General features: G+C 51.8%; 18 protein-coding genes. 15 read left to right on the forward strand and 3 right to left on the reverse strand.

What is annotated here, in order from left to right; translation table 11 throughout:
- Nucleotides 1-46 precede the first annotated feature (46 nt).
- The 8 genes from ACXAE6_RS09225 (at nt 47) to ACXAE6_RS09260 (ending at nt 6,662) form a co-directional block, all read left to right on the forward strand.
- Complete coding sequence (locus tag ACXAE6_RS09225) at nt 47-916, forward strand: ABC transporter ATP-binding protein (RefSeq protein WP_475146667.1); 870 nt, start codon at nt 47-49, stop codon at nt 914-916.
- Nucleotides 913-1,941, forward strand: coding sequence for a FecCD family ABC transporter permease (locus ACXAE6_RS09230; protein ID WP_475146669.1), 1,029 nt, complete (start codon nt 913-915; stop codon nt 1,939-1,941). Before ACXAE6_RS09225 ends, ACXAE6_RS09230 begins: the two co-directional genes overlap by 4 nt.
- Nucleotides 1,941-3,008 carry a FecCD family ABC transporter permease gene (locus ACXAE6_RS09235; RefSeq protein WP_475146671.1) on the forward strand — a complete coding sequence of 356 codons (1,068 nt, stop codon included), beginning with the start codon at nt 1,941-1,943 and terminating at the stop codon, nt 3,006-3,008. The genes ACXAE6_RS09230 and ACXAE6_RS09235 overlap by 1 nt, the downstream gene beginning before the upstream one ends.
- A gap of 13 nt (nt 3,009-3,021) precedes the next feature.
- Complete coding sequence (locus tag ACXAE6_RS09240; RefSeq protein WP_475146673.1) at nt 3,022-3,936, forward strand: sucrase ferredoxin; 915 nt, start codon at nt 3,022-3,024, stop codon at nt 3,934-3,936.
- A gap of 74 nt (nt 3,937-4,010) precedes the next feature.
- On the forward strand, nt 4,011-5,000 hold the full coding sequence (locus ACXAE6_RS09245; RefSeq protein WP_475146675.1) for an iron-siderophore ABC transporter substrate-binding protein: 990 nt from the start codon (nt 4,011-4,013) through the stop codon (nt 4,998-5,000).
- Nucleotides 5,001-5,005: 5 nt separating this feature from the next.
- Nucleotides 5,006-5,968: an ABC transporter substrate-binding protein gene (locus ACXAE6_RS09250; protein ID WP_475146677.1), complete on the forward strand. Its 963-nt coding sequence runs from the start codon at nt 5,006-5,008 to the stop codon at nt 5,966-5,968.
- Nucleotides 5,969-6,069: 101 nt separating this feature from the next.
- Nucleotides 6,070-6,318, forward strand: coding sequence for a type II toxin-antitoxin system HicA family toxin (locus ACXAE6_RS09255; protein ID WP_475146679.1), 249 nt, complete (start codon nt 6,070-6,072; stop codon nt 6,316-6,318).
- Nucleotides 6,318-6,662 carry a type II toxin-antitoxin system HicB family antitoxin gene (locus tag ACXAE6_RS09260; protein WP_475146681.1) on the forward strand — a complete coding sequence of 115 codons (345 nt, stop codon included), beginning with the start codon at nt 6,318-6,320 and terminating at the stop codon, nt 6,660-6,662. Before ACXAE6_RS09255 ends, ACXAE6_RS09260 begins: the two co-directional genes overlap by 1 nt.
- Nucleotides 6,663-6,828: 166 nt before the next feature.
- On the opposite strand, the gene ACXAE6_RS09265 is transcribed toward ACXAE6_RS09260, so the two are convergent.
- Nucleotides 6,829-6,963 carry a hypothetical protein gene (locus ACXAE6_RS09265; RefSeq protein WP_475146683.1) on the reverse strand — a complete coding sequence of 45 codons (135 nt, stop codon included), beginning with the start codon at nt 6,961-6,963 and terminating at the stop codon, nt 6,829-6,831.
- Nucleotides 6,964-7,121: 158 nt separating this feature from the next.
- On the opposite strand from ACXAE6_RS09265, the gene ACXAE6_RS09270 reads away from it, so the two are divergent.
- The 7 genes from ACXAE6_RS09270 (at nt 7,122) to ACXAE6_RS09300 (ending at nt 11,050) form a co-directional block, all read left to right on the forward strand.
- Complete coding sequence (locus ACXAE6_RS09270) at nt 7,122-7,277, forward strand: hypothetical protein (protein ID WP_475146685.1); 156 nt, start codon at nt 7,122-7,124, stop codon at nt 7,275-7,277.
- A gap of 329 nt (nt 7,278-7,606) precedes the next feature.
- The gene (locus ACXAE6_RS09275; protein ID WP_475146687.1) at nt 7,607-8,491 is read left to right on the forward strand and encodes a hypothetical protein; all 885 of its coding nucleotides are present in this window, start codon (nt 7,607-7,609) and stop codon (nt 8,489-8,491) included.
- Nucleotides 8,492-8,574: 83 nt separating this feature from the next.
- Nucleotides 8,575-8,886: a hypothetical protein gene (locus ACXAE6_RS09280; protein WP_475146689.1), complete on the forward strand. Its 312-nt coding sequence runs from the start codon at nt 8,575-8,577 to the stop codon at nt 8,884-8,886.
- Nucleotides 8,887-8,994: 108 nt separating this feature from the next.
- Nucleotides 8,995-9,210 carry a hypothetical protein gene (locus ACXAE6_RS09285; RefSeq protein ID WP_475146691.1) on the forward strand — a complete coding sequence of 72 codons (216 nt, stop codon included), beginning with the start codon at nt 8,995-8,997 and terminating at the stop codon, nt 9,208-9,210.
- A 17-nt stretch (nt 9,211-9,227) separates the two neighbouring features.
- A complete protein-coding gene (locus ACXAE6_RS09290; protein WP_475146693.1) occupies nt 9,228-9,452 on the forward strand; it encodes a hypothetical protein in 225 nt (74 codons plus the stop codon).
- Entirely contained in the window at nt 9,443-10,417 is a 975-nt protein-coding gene (locus ACXAE6_RS09295; protein WP_475146695.1) for an MvdC/MvdD family ATP grasp protein, read from the forward strand. Before ACXAE6_RS09290 ends, ACXAE6_RS09295 begins: the two co-directional genes overlap by 10 nt.
- On the forward strand, nt 10,418-11,050 hold the full coding sequence (locus tag ACXAE6_RS09300; protein WP_475146697.1) for a hypothetical protein: 633 nt from the start codon (nt 10,418-10,420) through the stop codon (nt 11,048-11,050).
- 818 nt (nt 11,051-11,868) lie between these two features.
- Here the strand turns inward: ACXAE6_RS09300 and ACXAE6_RS09305 are convergent.
- Nucleotides 11,869-13,137, reverse strand: a complete 1,269-nt coding sequence (locus ACXAE6_RS09305; RefSeq protein WP_475146699.1) for a type II toxin-antitoxin system HipA family toxin — start codon at nt 13,135-13,137, stop codon at nt 11,869-11,871.
- Nucleotides 13,134-13,517 (reverse strand): helix-turn-helix transcriptional regulator, encoded by a 384-nt coding sequence (locus ACXAE6_RS09310; protein ID WP_475146701.1) that lies wholly within the window; start codon nt 13,515-13,517, stop codon nt 13,134-13,136. The genes ACXAE6_RS09305 and ACXAE6_RS09310 overlap by 4 nt, the downstream gene beginning before the upstream one ends.
- Nucleotides 13,518-13,520: the final 3 nt, after the last annotated feature.

Here is a 13,520-nt window from a genome sequence, read left to right on the forward strand (position 1 = left end):
CATTCCCTTCCTACATATTCTTCTGCTCTGACCTCCAAGAGTGCCCATGACTGCGAATTCCACCGCTAACTCTTCCCGCAACTCTCACAACACTGGCAGCCGTTTGCATGGCGAAGCCCTGACTGTGGGTTATGACGATGCCAATATTCTCGATGGTGTCGATTTTGAAGTGCCCGATGGTGAAGTGACCATTCTGGTTGGCCCCAACGGCAGCGGGAAGTCGACGCTGCTGAAGACGCTGGCGCGTATTCTGTCGCCGCGTTCGGGGCAGGTGATTTTGGATGGTGAAGACATTCATCGCAGCAAGACGCGTGAAGTCGCCAAGAAGCTTGGGCTGTTGCCGCAGGGGCCGATTGCGCCGGAAGGGCTGACCGTGCGTGAACTGGTCGGGCAGGGTCGCTTTCCGCATCAAAGCCTGCTGCGCCAGTGGTCGAGTGACGACGAGCGGGCGGTGAACAGCGCCATGGAAACCGCGCAGGTGATGGAGTTTGCCGACCGGCCGGTCGATGGTTTGTCCGGCGGTCAACGTCAGCGCTGCTGGATTGCCATGGTGCTGGCGCAGGAAACCGATCTGATTCTGCTCGATGAACCGACCACTTTTCTCGATCTGAAAGTCCAGGTCGATTTAATGGATATGCTGGTGCGGCTGGCGCACGACACCGGCCGCACTCTGGTCGTGGTGTTGCACGAACTGAACTTGGCGGCGGCCTATGCCGACCGGCTGGTGATGTTGCGCAGCGGCCGCATCGAACAGTCCGGCACGCCGGAAGCCATCTTTAACAGCGCCAACCTGAAGGCGGTGTTCGATCTCGATGCGCATGTGATTCGCGACCCGCATTCGCAGCGCCTGCTCTGTGTGCCGTCTTCATTAGGCGAGGTGTCATCGACCGTTGAGGTTGGAGCCCGCATCGCATGACGGCCGCTGCCGTCGCCAACCGCGGATCACGACAGCATCTGTGGCTGGGCCTGTCGGCCTTGCCGCTGTGTTTGTTGGTGATCGCGATTTTATTTGCCTGGCATCTGGCCGTAGGCGCCCGCCCGGTGCCGCTGGGTACGGTGTTTCAGGCGTTACTGCATTTCGATCCCAGTCAGTTTGATCACATCATCGTACGTCAGTTGCGTTTGCCGCGTGCGCTGATGGCGGTGCTGGTCGGCGCCAGTCTGTCGGTCGCCGGTGCCTTGTTGCAGGGCGTGACGCGTAACCCGCTGGCCGAACCCCATATTCTCGGCCTGATGGCCGGCGCTTCTTTTGCCGTGGTCATGGTGATTGGCGTCTTTAACTGGCTCGACGGTTTCTGGTTGCCCTGGGTCGCCGCTTTGGGGGCTTTGGTGGCGGCGCTGGTGGTCTGGCTGATTGCCCAGTGGGCACCCGGTGGCGCCACGCCGCTCACTTTGACGCTGGCCGGCGCTGCCATTACCGCCTTTCTCACCGCGCTGATTTCCGTGGCGCATCTGCTCAATCAGGATTCGTTTGAACAGCTGCGTGTCTGGCTGGTCGGCTCGCTGGCCGGTTCCGGTCGGGATCTGATCTGGGTGGCGTTGCCGTGGCTGGGTATTGCGCTGGCGCTGGCCATGCTGCTGGCCAACAAGGTGACGATTTTGGCAATGGGCGATGAAGTCGCGCTCGGTTTGGGCGTGCGCACCGGCTGGCTGAAAGTGCAGGCGCTGCTCTGTGTGGTCGCACTGACCGCCGGTTCCGTCGCGCTGGCTGGCCCGCTGGCCTTTGTCGGCCTGGTAATTCCTCACGCCGTGCGGCTGTTTTTCGGCTCGGATTACCGCTGGATCGTGCCTTATTCGGCGTTGATCGGCGCCGGTTATTTGCTCGGTGTCGATATCATCGCCCGGCTGATTCTGCGGCCACAGGAAATCGCCACTGGCATTGTCACCGCCTTGGTCGGGGCGCCGCTGTTTATTCACCTGGTTCGGCAGCGGGCGCGCTGATGGCTAAAGCATCCCCTTCCGTCTACTGGACCCTGCGTCTGGCCAATGAACGCCTGGCATTGCGACTGCCGCGCCAACCCTTGCTGGCGTTAGTCGGGATGTGTCTGGCATTACTGGCGCTGCTGGCACTGAGTTTGATGCTGGGCAGTTATTCGATGTCACCGGCCGAGGTGTGGCAGGTGCTGAATGGCCTGCATGCTGACTCGGACCGGTCCATCGTGGTGTGGGAATTCCGCTTTCCGCGAACCCTGGTGGCGGCGCTGGTCGGTGCCATGCTCGCCATGTCGGGCGCTGCCTTGCAAAACGTTACCCGCAACGGCCTGGCCGACCCGGCGTTGGTGGGTATTTCTCAGGGCGCCGGTCTGGCCGTGGTGTCGCTGACCATTGTTTGGCCGCAGCTGCCCGGCAGTTGGTATCCCTGGGCGGCTTTTTGCGGTTCGCTGATCGTTGCTGCGTTGATTCAGGCCTTAAGCTGGAATCGACAGGGCGGCAGTTCCATTCGTTTTATTTTGATGGGCATCGGCATGGCGGCGTTTATTACCGCCATTACCTCAGCCTTGCTGACCTATGGCGATGTTCAGCGCGCCTTATCGGCGCTGGCCTGGCTCAGCGGCAGTCTGCACACCGCAGGTTGGCCGGACGTTCAGATGCTGAGCCTGTGGCTGGTGCTGCTGTTGCCGCTGGCACTGGGTTTGTCGCGTGCCATGGCGGCGCTGCAGATGGGTGAAGATACCGCTATTGGTCTGGGCGTATCGGCGCGCCGGGTCCGCTATGCACTGATCAGTGTGGCGGTAGCGCTCGCGGCGATTGCCACGGCGGTGGTTGGCCCGCTGGGGTTTGTCGGGCTGATTGCGCCTCACGCCGCGCGCCGGCTTGCCCGGGCCGGGGTCGGGTTACACCTGTTACTGACGGCGCTGCTGGGTGCGCTGCTGGTGATGTTGGCCGACCTGCTTGGTCGCGCGCTGTTCGCCCCCATACAGATTCCGGCAGGCTTGGTGACGGCCATCATTGGTGTGCCGTTCTTTGTGGTGTTGCTGCACCGAGCTCAGGCCAAAAGCACCTTCTAACGCGGAGTCATCGATGACGCAGTTTTGCGCTCAATACAGTCAGGAGGTTGGCGAGCCGCTGCCCGGTACCGCAGCGCATCTGCCCAATAACCTCTTACTCAGTTGGCCCATTGGCGACTGGACCCGGACCTACCATCAGGCCAAGTCGATGACGCCGGAGGTGTCCGAGCAGATTCGCGCCCTGGTGGCCGCCGGCCGTCGCGTCAATCTGATCCATCGCGCCGATCAAGGCGGTGATGTGCATCGCGCTTACTTAATGCCCGAATGTCTGGCCTTTAACGTCCCACGCGAAGAATTGGCTGAATTCCTCAATGCCTTGCAACAGCAACAGTCGTTGGCGCGTTGGCAACTGGGTTCGGTGCACAGCCGCATCCTGCTGTGCTGCACCCACGGCGTAAAAGACAAATGCTGCGCCAAGTTTGGCAACGCCGCCTTCAAAGCCCTGGATCAGGCGGCGCAAGCCTATGACGACGCTTTTGAAATCTGGCAGAGCAGCCATCTGGGCGGCTGTCGGTTGGCATCCTCGGCGCTGATGTTTCCGGCGCTGCGCAAATACGGCCGCATCGAACCGGAGCAGGCCAGCGCGCTGTTGCAGGCCGAGCTGGCCGACCAACCTTATTTGCCCAATTACCGTGGCGATGGCCGGTTAAGCCCGGCGCAGCAAGTCGCCGATGTGGCGGCACGCGAGCATCTGCAATCGGTTGGCACAGTGCCGTTGAACATTGATCTGACCGAGCTGCCGGCAAGCCGCGCAGGCGGTCTCGATTTCCACGCCCACTGGCAGTCCGCCAGTGCTGAGGGCGCGCTGTATGTACAGCTGGAAGCCATCACCAGCGTTCGTTACGGCACCTGTGCGGATATCGACGAAGGCCTGCCACCGGCGGTTTACGGCACCTGGCAGCCGGTCGTTGTTGAAGCGGTAAGCTGAGTTCGACAAAGCGCATCACAAAACGTTATGGGAATTGTTATCATTAACGTTTTGGTCCAAGTGAAGGATATAAGATGCGCTGCCCTGGTTCTGTGTTCCGTCGTTACGCCGTTTTGCTCACCCTCAGTGTTGCCGCTGCCTTTGCTCAGGCCGACACCCAATACCCGCTCAGTCTGGACACCAAATTCGGCACCACCATCATTCCCGCCCAGCCCGAACGCGTCGCTTCAATCGATTACGCCGGTGGCGATAACTTGCTGGCGCTGGGCTTCCAACCGCTAACGGTGCGTTACTGGTTCGGCGATTACGACAACAGCTACTGGCCCTGGGCGCAGCCGCTGGTCACCGAACAACCGCAAGTGTTACGTGGTGAGCTGAACTTCGAACAAGTTGCCGCCACCGAACCCGATGTGATCATCGCCATCCGCTCCGGCATTACCGCTCAGGAATATCAGCAGTTGAGCAAAATTGCCCCCGTGGTGGCGGTGCCGCCGGGCGTTGGTGATTACGCGCTGACCTGGGATCAACGCGCGCGCCTGGTCGCCCGGGTGTTGAATCGCACCGAAGCGGCCGAAGCGCGCATTACCGAGGTGCAAAATCGCCTGCAACAAGCCGCCGATCAGCATCCCGATTGGCAGGGCAAAAATTTCGTGATGGCGACCTACTGGAACAACAGCGTGGGTGTTTATTCCGCCGAAGACACCTCGGTGGCGTTGGTCCAAGCCATGGGCCTGACCGTCTCGCCCGAAGTTACAGCGCTGACCGAGCCAGGCGAGTTCTACATCACCCTGTCGGAAGAAGAACTGTCGCGTTTGGATGCCGACCTGCTGTTCTGGTACAGCTCGGCGGATTCGCGCCAACAGATCGAAAAACTGCCGCTGCGGCCGCAATTACGCGCCTACCAAGAAGGCCGTGAAATCTTCCTGCCCGACACCTCCGAGCGCAATGGCGCGCTGTCTTACGGCACGCTGCTGAGCCTGCCATACGCGGTCGATCTGCTGGTGCCATTGATAGAAACCGCCATCGATGGCGACCCGACTACCCAAGTTCCCGAACAGGATTAATCGCCATGATACTGAACGCGCTGAAAACGCTCCTGCTGGCTGTGCTGCTCTGCCCACTGCTGGCACTGGCCGAAACCCAGACCGTGATCGACGACGCCGGTCGTGAAGTCGAGATTCCGCTGCAAGCACAGCGGGTGATTTCGCAAAACGACAACCGCCTGACCTTGCCGTTACTGGAGCTGGGCGTACCGCTGGTCGGCAGTGCAGGCCGTTTGGATGCCCAAGGCCAACCCTACCTGCGCGCCGTACCCGATTTGCTCGGCATCACCTTCGCTAACAGCGACATCGATTTTATTGGCAGCTACAACGAACTGGATTACGAACGCATCGCCAGCCTGCAGCCGGATTTGATCATCACCATGATCGAAACCCAGGCCGAGCCACTGTCGCGCATTGCGCCGACGGTAGTCATCGACCCCAACGAATATCCGGTGCGCGAAGGCATGCAACGCCTGGCCGAGATAACCGGCCAGCAAGCCAACCACCAACGCCTGGACGCCAACTATCAACGCAAACTGGCGCAGACCCGCGGTTACTTCGAGGCATTGGAAACCAAACCCGACATCAGCGTGGTGTTCTCGTTTCCCGCCGGCGACGCCCTCTACGTGTATCGCGACTTAGGCGCCTTAACCGTCGCCATCGACGACCTCGGCCTATCGTTACCCGACTGGATCGCTCAAATGGACGAACGCCAGATCTCACTCAGCCCGGAACGGCTGATGGATATAGACGCCGACTTCCTGATCAACTTCTACGGCAGCACCCCAGAAGACGGCCCCGAAGCCGTGCGCGCTGGCCTCAACAACTTCTTCCCCGGCTGGTGCCAAGCCCTCCACGCCTGCCGCCAAGGCCAGGTGCTGTTCTTCCCCTACGCCAGCTTCGGTTATGCGTTCAGTGCGTTGGAGCTGAATTTGGATTTGCTGACCACGCATATTGTTGGGCGGGATTGGCAGAAAAAAGCTGACTGAATCTTGGTGAGGTTTCATCTGGGGAGTCATTAGCAACTAAAAATAGTTGCTAATGCAAAGGTTCGATCTTAGGATGAGCCCATCATCAAAAGGAAGTGAAGATGACCAGAGCAGAGAAGCTCATCGCTAAGCTGGTTAATCTGAGTGGGCCATTTACATGGTCGGATCTGGTTAAACTGCTGAGCCATCTGGGTTATGAGAAACAGGAAGGGAAGGGCTCTCGGGTGAAGTTTCACAATGGTAACCCGACCGACATGATCAACCTGCATAAGCCGCACCCAGGCAATGAACTGAAGCAGTACGCGCGCAAGCAGATTATCGAGAAACTGAAAGAAGGGGGGCTGCTCTGATGGCCAATGAATTGAACTACAAAGGTTACACCGGTTCGATTGAAGCCAGTCCCGAAGATGGCGTGCTGTTTGGTAAAGTGCGCTACATCCGGCCGCTGGTGAACTACGAAGGGCAAACCGTACCAGAGCTGGTGGCCGCCTTCGAAGCAGCGGTGGATGACTATCTGGCGACTTGCACTGAGCAAGGTATCGAGCCTGAAAAACCCTGCAAGGGAACCTTCAATGTGCGGGTAGGGCATGAATTGCATTTGGCCGCAGTGCAGGCGGCGGAACGGGAACACAAAAGCCTTAATGACCTGGTGCGTGGTGCTTTGAATCAATACCTGGAGCATGGCCATCGGTAGGTTAGTGCCGGTGAGCGCCCTGTTCATGGACAGGAGCAAGTCGGGGCACTACCTCATCACTATTGAAGCCGGATACAAAGAGCATGCTCAGTGTTGTGGTTGTGGCGGCTAATCTGCCGGATTGCTTCCAGGCGAGAGGGTTCTAACTGCGCCAGCGAGATCGCTCTTAATCCAGGCTCAGGGCATCAACAGGCAGGTCGAGCGCCTTGGCCCATTTCTCCAGTATGCGGCGCTGCGCAAATACGGCCGCATCGAACCCGAGCAGGCTATGGCGCAGCTCGATTCCGAACACCGCGACCAACCCTCTTTACCCTGTTATCGCGGCGATGCCGCCCAGAGCCCGGCGCAGCAGATTGCCGACATTGAAACGCGCAACCAATTGCAGCGTGTCGGTATTGAACCGAGCCGGGTGAGCATTGTTGCAGAGCAGAGTCACGATAATGGGACCAGCATTTCGAGATGCATTGGCAAACCAGCGGCGCATCGGGAAACCTGAGCATTGAACTGAACCCCATCACCACTGTTCGCTACGCCACCTGCGCCGATATCGACGCCGGCGAACCCCCGGTCGAACATCCCACCTGGCAGCCTCAGGTTGTTGATCTTGCTCGCTGAGTTTTCGCGCAGCGCACGGCGCCAAATCGGGCGTTATGCACATTCTTGAACATCGTTCACTCCCCCAAAAGCGGACACATCCGCGCCACCTGATCTTGAACTCCATCACATTTAGCGTTAACCGTAGACGCACCGCAGATTTCGTCTGACGACAAGTAAAACCATTGGTGTGCCCTGTAACCGGCGGGGCGGTAGCGTGGTTGTTGTGAAGGGCTTAGTGGTGATGCCGGTGCTCATTGCGGGTAGGCGTTGATAGCAAGCAAGGCTTGCGTTTTTAAGGACTTAAAATGAGCGTCTTGTTAGCGTTACAAGGAAACTGAAAGCTCCCAATGATTCTAAATCCTAAATCGCTTGAAAAACTGCGCCTATTGATTAACGAAGAGACTGAGTATCGATCAGGTCCGCAGCTTGTTCGTTTCTTCAATAGCATGGGGTTCAATGATTCATACGGGCAAGGGTTTCCATCGCGATGGATGTACACTGAAGAAAAACTGGAACGAATTAACGGCGCCCCGGAACTAGATCAATGCATCAGAATGGTGCTCAATCCTGCAAATTTCATAGATAGGCTCGCAGACCTCGATAATAGCATTTCCGAGTTGAATAAATTCCTTGCCTTTGACAAGTGGAAAGTCGTGCGCGAGGGAGCTGATATTCAGTTTAGGAAACTAGAGAAAGTTGAAATCGAGGAGCCATCTGCGCCTGACCAAACTGGCATTGATACAGAAGATGAATTCTTAAATAGAGAGTTTTCCAGTGTATCAGTGCAAAAAATCGGATTGGATGGAATGGTTTCTGCGATACTTGAGCAAAGAATCAAAGAGATTGAAAAATGCTATTCCTCTGGCGCTTATCTATCTGTAATTTTTATTGCTGGCAGCACTCTAGAGGGGATCCTTCTCGGTTTAGCAATTAAGCACCCCAAACAGTTCAATACCGCAGCCTCATCACCGAAGGATGGTTCGGGAAAAGTTCGTCAATTTCACGAATGGTCACTTAGTGCGTTCATTGATGTTGCTTACGAACTCCGGCTTGTACAGCACGATACTCAAAAGTTTAGTCACACTCTGAGGGACTTTCGGAACTATATTCATCCGTTCCAGCAGATGAGCTCTGGGTTCAATCCGAGGCAACACACTGCAAAAATATGTTTGCAGGTGTTGAAGGCGGCAATACACGAAGTTGGCGAAAATGTTTATAAAATCAACACATAACCAGGGACTCCAGCCGACCGCTATTTCGCTGGCGCTCCAAACCGATGCCTGAGCCCATGCGTTAAATTGCAAAAGGAAGGATTGTGCGAGACCTGAAAGATGAGATGTTAACTAGCGACATTACGTCCGCAATGGGCTTTGCTTCAGTATCGAAATGGTTAAAATATCTTCTGGCCATTGTCGTGATCGTAGCATACTTCACTAACAGCGATTGGCTCACTGAAGTAATAGTAATATCCGTGGTTGTATCACTAATACTTCCGCTTGGGTTCTTTGATGTGTTTATCCAAAAGCTATTAGAGTACAACACTAAAAAAATAGAAGAGCGTCAAACACTAAATGCTACTGAAGCTAATGAGCACTTTGAAAAATTATATAAAAAATTTGGCAAATAATGACATGTAACAAGGCAAGAAAAACCGAATAAAAATGCGTGGGCTAGACTCGATAATGCTCGCCTTTTGTTGCTGCGTTAAACATCAAAAACGATACTGGAGGTTCAGATGATTAACCGTTCTTTCCTTTTAGAAAAAGCTCATGACGTGAGCGCAGTTGAAAATGACTCTTGGTTTTATGATGATCAGGCTGATATTAATACCATTCCTTTAAACGGAAAAAGTACGCCAGTATGCATGTCTTCTGCAATGGTTACCGGCTCGAAAACCGAGGCTGCACCTGGTGATGATGATCCAGATCCTGATGTGGAATTTATGTACTAGTATTCAGGAGGAAGTCTATGAGACTCCTAAATCAATCATTTCTCCTGTCAAGATCTGTTCCTTTGCTTCCAGAGATGGATGTGGGACGTTCTTATGATGAGGAGCTAGGACTTAATTATTATTCTGTAGATGGCAAAGATATTCCAGTAGTGCTGCTAAGTGGTAGCTTGACTACTCAATCTAAGACACTTGCCGCCCCAGGCGACGATGATCCTGACAGGGAGGCAGAAAGTTGTTATTGATCGTATCGAATAAAACCGACCTTGCCACTGATTATTTGATTGTTCGCCTACATGAGAGAGGTATTCCATTTTTAAGAATAAATACCGAAGATTATCTATTATCGTGGGATGTATGCTTTTCAATACAGGAAAGCGCGACTCATGTAGAGATAAGAAAATATGGTAAAGAATCACTGCCGGTTAAATGTTTCACAGGAGCTTATATCCGGCAACCTAAAATACCCGATTTAAATATAGTTGATGGTGATAAGGAGTTTGCGAAGAGAGAGGTAGGGGAGACACTAAAGTCTATATGGCGAGCAATAGACGATAGTATTTGGCTAAATGCGCCGCGCAGGCTCTTGCTGGCTAGTAACAAGCCAGAGCAGCTTACTATAGCCAATTCCATTGGTTTTAAGATTCCTGATACCTATGTGGGAGCGAACTACGAAAGCATTAAAAAATTCTACCAAACACATTCAGGCAACATAATTGCAAAAGCAGTTAAGCATGGATTTGATTTTGATGGGTATAAAGCGCGAGTTGCAACAACTCAGAAGATAGATGAAGAGTCATTAGCTAGTATGAAGAGCTACGCTGCTATACCAATGATTTTTCAAAACCATATAGAAAAAGAGTATGACATAAGGGTTATAGTTGTCGGTAGCGATGTCTTTGCTACGGCAATTGAATCTCAAGACCATGAAGAAACAAAGACCGATTGGCGACTATCTGATTGTTACAAAATACCGTTGAAGCAATATAAAATTAATTTGCCACAAAAAATTGTAAGTTTGTGTTTGGAAATAACTGAGAAGTTCAATTTAAGGTACTCGGCTATTGATCTGGTCCTTGGGAAGGATAGCGTTTATTACTTTCTGGAGTTAAACCCAAATGGGCAGTGGGCTTGGGTTGAACAGCTAGGAATACATAATATTAGAGATAGTATTATCGATGCGTTGGTCGTTAATAAAGGTCATATGTGAATGAAGTCAATAAGCACAATAAGAGAAATGCTGTCATCTGACGATATTAACGTTGTTCAGAGATGCCAAGAATTTGTGGATGAGAGGGCAAGCTTAGAGCGTATTCGTGGTGAATCCGCAGAGCGAAGAGCAAATATTATATTAAGTACTCTCGGTGCATCTTCGGCATTCTTGGTTTTTATTGCTTCTAATTTTTTAGGCGATCCGGAGAAGGTCGGATGGATCGCTATTATACTGTATGCGGCTGCTGCATTATGGGTCTCTAGATCAGTTTGGTATTGCATAAAAAGTATACGCACCCAAAGTCGCTATAGGTTAAAAGAGGAAAGTGTATTTGAGGTTCAGGATAAAAATGAGATTGATGCCATTAAGGATTTGCTAAGCGGAAAAATATGGGAGCTTCAGAACTCAGTTCAGCCAAACACTGAGCGACTTTTTTATCTTCAAAGAGCACAGCGGGCCTTAATAGTCTTTGTAAGTATTCTTTTACTTCTTGGTGTGGTGGTGATTGTTCGAAATTACTTATCCATTCAGCCAGGCCCTTGTGTTTTATTTTTTGTTTTAGCGCTTGGTGTTATTTTTTGGTTCTTTGGGGACTATTTTATTGAGAAAAGTGGGATATGGAATCATTAACTGAGTTAAACAGGGCACCCACTCTAGCGAAAACACATTTGAAGCGATGATCTTTCAAAGCATTTCAGTTTCGATATAAACGGTTGATGCGTTCGATGTTGGTTTTTAAACATATACGCAGTAGCAGTGGCAAATTTCAGGCACGACAAATCACTGCGTCGATAGCCGAGTTTTTTGCAAGCGCTGATTAGAGAATGTGTTGAGCCAACTAAGGTTTTAAAGGAACTTTCGAAGTGCGTTGAAGTATAGAGCCATTTGTCAGCATCGATATTGAGTCGCTCCAAAATCGGTGGAAGCGAGTCATCTATATGGCCTCGTTTACCTCTGCGAATTTGCCAGTTAACTGGACATATATGGACGTCCGACCACTGTCAAGGCATAGCAGCCCTTCAGGTTAGGCGAAAGTCCAACGCCTTTGTTTTATTTTGCCACTGCCATTATCAATCAAAGGAATGATACAAAGTGCAGTCGTACTGACATATATCCGGCCTTCTGATTGGGGTTTCTTGAGGATACCCCGGGCCTTGATGAGATCCGCACTTGACTGTCTAAAACACCCACTCGATTTGAAGCAACCGTGCCCTGACCAGACTCGTGTCAAGGCGGATTGACCGCTTAATCATCATTGCATCGACGGACCTTGGCAGATTAATCCATTTCGTGGTGTTACCGCTCCAACTCCGTTATTTTTAGCTCGACTGATAGGCCTCCTGCTTCTGCATTAAGGCCCATGTGTAATCCCCCCGCAAACCGGTTGTTTTTATCTGACGTTACAGATTGTTGAATCCCTTGTTCAGCACTAGCGGAATCTTCAAACCTTACTTAATTCGAAAATCGTCATGCAAATTACGCCAGTGTATCTGCAATTTTTCCTTGTGCGTCTCATTCATTGGAAGGTCTTCAATCATTTCCCGCCAATGAGTTCGAGCCTTATCCATCACATCATCCAAGTGCGGTTTTATGGCTTTCCAGGGAATCTCAGCATGATTAGCCCACGACTGAAAATTTTCCATTGAGACGGCGTACCAATCTTTAGTCTTTCCTAAGTTGAGCGCGAAATTTTTTTCACCATCGATATAGACGTTCGTGGTGACGATGTCGTATGCGGGTGAAAGTCGGGGCGTGAATGTGTCTGAATAAATCAAACTCCAATTCTTCAAATGCGCATCGCCGTTAGCTAGAAGAATATTAACGAGTAGTCTTCTGGCTAACTGTTGTGCATCAGTTATGCTGTTGCCAGAGTAACTGTAAATGAGTCGGCCGATTTGTTCATAGTTGGCGTTGTTGTACTTTTCATGCGCATATTTGACCAAAACCTGGGCAAAGTCTTCCATGTGAATGCGCGCGTCACCATTGCGGTCAAAACGTTTAATTGCAAAAGCTAGCTTTTCGTCGGGTAGATTTATCGGAGGAAGATTGTCGAGTTTATTCAATTCAACCAATTTTATTTCTGGAATATCGACACCAACCGATTCAGCTAGTTTCATTGCCGTGTATTCATTCAGAGGTACATCTTTATGCCGGGTGGATGGCGTTTTAACAATCCAATCTCCCAAAACGCCGTTTTTGGAAAGGTTGTAGCGTCCATCCTTTTCTTTCATTGAAAATTTCATTTGGACACCGGCCAGCGAAAATTTATTTTCCGCTGATATTTTTTCAAACCTTACTGCGCGAACATCGCCGTAAGTACTGAGTATATTTCCTGGAACATCGTCAGGCTCCAAAGGCTCGGCGATCAAAGCGCCAGGCAAATCATCACCCAAATATGAAAAAATACGGAACTCGTTGTCGGTATGGACTTTGAGCTCTCGTGCAATTAACTCACGCAATGAGCCTTCAGGAAGTAAGTTAGACAGAACAGGATGTAATTTTTGATTTTTTGCCCAAGGTTCCGACAGTATCTGTCTAGAACGAGGAAATGCTGGATGAGTGATCAAACTGAATGTGGGGCGGTTTGTATCATTTATGAATTCTTCGGCAAAACTAAGCACGTTCTTACCGTTTTGAAAGCCAGCCAAATAGCCAACCAATCTTCCGTGCAAGCTCAACTTAAGCACGTTTATTTCATTGCTACGGTCGTCACTCATGATTCATCCTCCAGCAAACCCTGCCACGGATCATCTGAAAGACTTTCCTTTGCCTCTTCCTCAACCCCATTTCCCGGTTGAAGCCTTTGCGCGCTGCCTGGCTCGGAACTCTCTTGCTCAAGGAGCGCCAAAACAACGCCAAGTTTTTCCTTTGGAATGAGTACAAGCTCGCTATTCAAACCCTTAGCGATCAACTCCAGCGTATCCAGCCTGGGGTTGCCTTTTGATTCCAGACGCTGATATTGCTGACGCGAAACGCCAACACGCATCATCATATCGCTCTGTTTAAGGCCAAGAGCCAGTCGCCGCCGTCTTATCTGTCGCAGTATCGATTTCATCATGGTCAACGTATATGTTGCTTTTCCAGTGAATAGCAACATATT

Source organism: Saccharospirillum sp. ABV4_185 (assembly GCF_056159245.1).

What these genes read in the sequence shown, in the direction of transcription:
- ACXAE6_RS09225 (WP_475146667.1), top strand. Translation starts at nt 47, where the DNA reads ATGACTGCGAATTCCACCGCTAACTCTTCCCGCAACTCTCACAACACT.
- ACXAE6_RS09230 (WP_475146669.1), top strand. Translation starts at nt 913, where the DNA reads ATGACGGCCGCTGCCGTCGCCAACCGCGGATCACGACAGCATCTGTGG.
- ACXAE6_RS09235 (WP_475146671.1), top strand. Translation starts at nt 1,941, where the DNA reads ATGGCTAAAGCATCCCCTTCCGTCTACTGGACCCTGCGTCTGGCCAAT.
- ACXAE6_RS09240 (WP_475146673.1), top strand. Translation starts at nt 3,022, where the DNA reads ATGACGCAGTTTTGCGCTCAATACAGTCAGGAGGTTGGCGAGCCGCTG.
- ACXAE6_RS09245 (WP_475146675.1), top strand. Translation starts at nt 4,011, where the DNA reads ATGCGCTGCCCTGGTTCTGTGTTCCGTCGTTACGCCGTTTTGCTCACC.
- ACXAE6_RS09250 (WP_475146677.1), top strand. Translation starts at nt 5,006, where the DNA reads ATGATACTGAACGCGCTGAAAACGCTCCTGCTGGCTGTGCTGCTCTGC.
- ACXAE6_RS09255 (WP_475146679.1), top strand. Translation starts at nt 6,070, where the DNA reads ATGACCAGAGCAGAGAAGCTCATCGCTAAGCTGGTTAATCTGAGTGGG.
- ACXAE6_RS09260 (WP_475146681.1), top strand. Translation starts at nt 6,318, where the DNA reads ATGGCCAATGAATTGAACTACAAAGGTTACACCGGTTCGATTGAAGCC.
- ACXAE6_RS09270 (WP_475146685.1), top strand. Translation starts at nt 7,122, where the DNA reads ATGCATTGGCAAACCAGCGGCGCATCGGGAAACCTGAGCATTGAACTG.
- ACXAE6_RS09275 (WP_475146687.1), top strand. Translation starts at nt 7,607, where the DNA reads ATGATTCTAAATCCTAAATCGCTTGAAAAACTGCGCCTATTGATTAAC.
- ACXAE6_RS09285 (WP_475146691.1), top strand. Translation starts at nt 8,995, where the DNA reads ATGATTAACCGTTCTTTCCTTTTAGAAAAAGCTCATGACGTGAGCGCA.
- ACXAE6_RS09290 (WP_475146693.1), top strand. Translation starts at nt 9,228, where the DNA reads ATGAGACTCCTAAATCAATCATTTCTCCTGTCAAGATCTGTTCCTTTG.
- ACXAE6_RS09300 (WP_475146697.1), top strand. Translation starts at nt 10,418, where the DNA reads ATGAAGTCAATAAGCACAATAAGAGAAATGCTGTCATCTGACGATATT.
- ACXAE6_RS09305 (WP_475146699.1), bottom strand. Translation starts at nt 13,137, where the DNA reads ATGAGTGACGACCGTAGCAATGAAATAAACGTGCTTAAGTTGAGCTTG.
- ACXAE6_RS09310 (WP_475146701.1), bottom strand. Translation starts at nt 13,517, where the DNA reads ATGTTGCTATTCACTGGAAAAGCAACATATACGTTGACCATGATGAAA.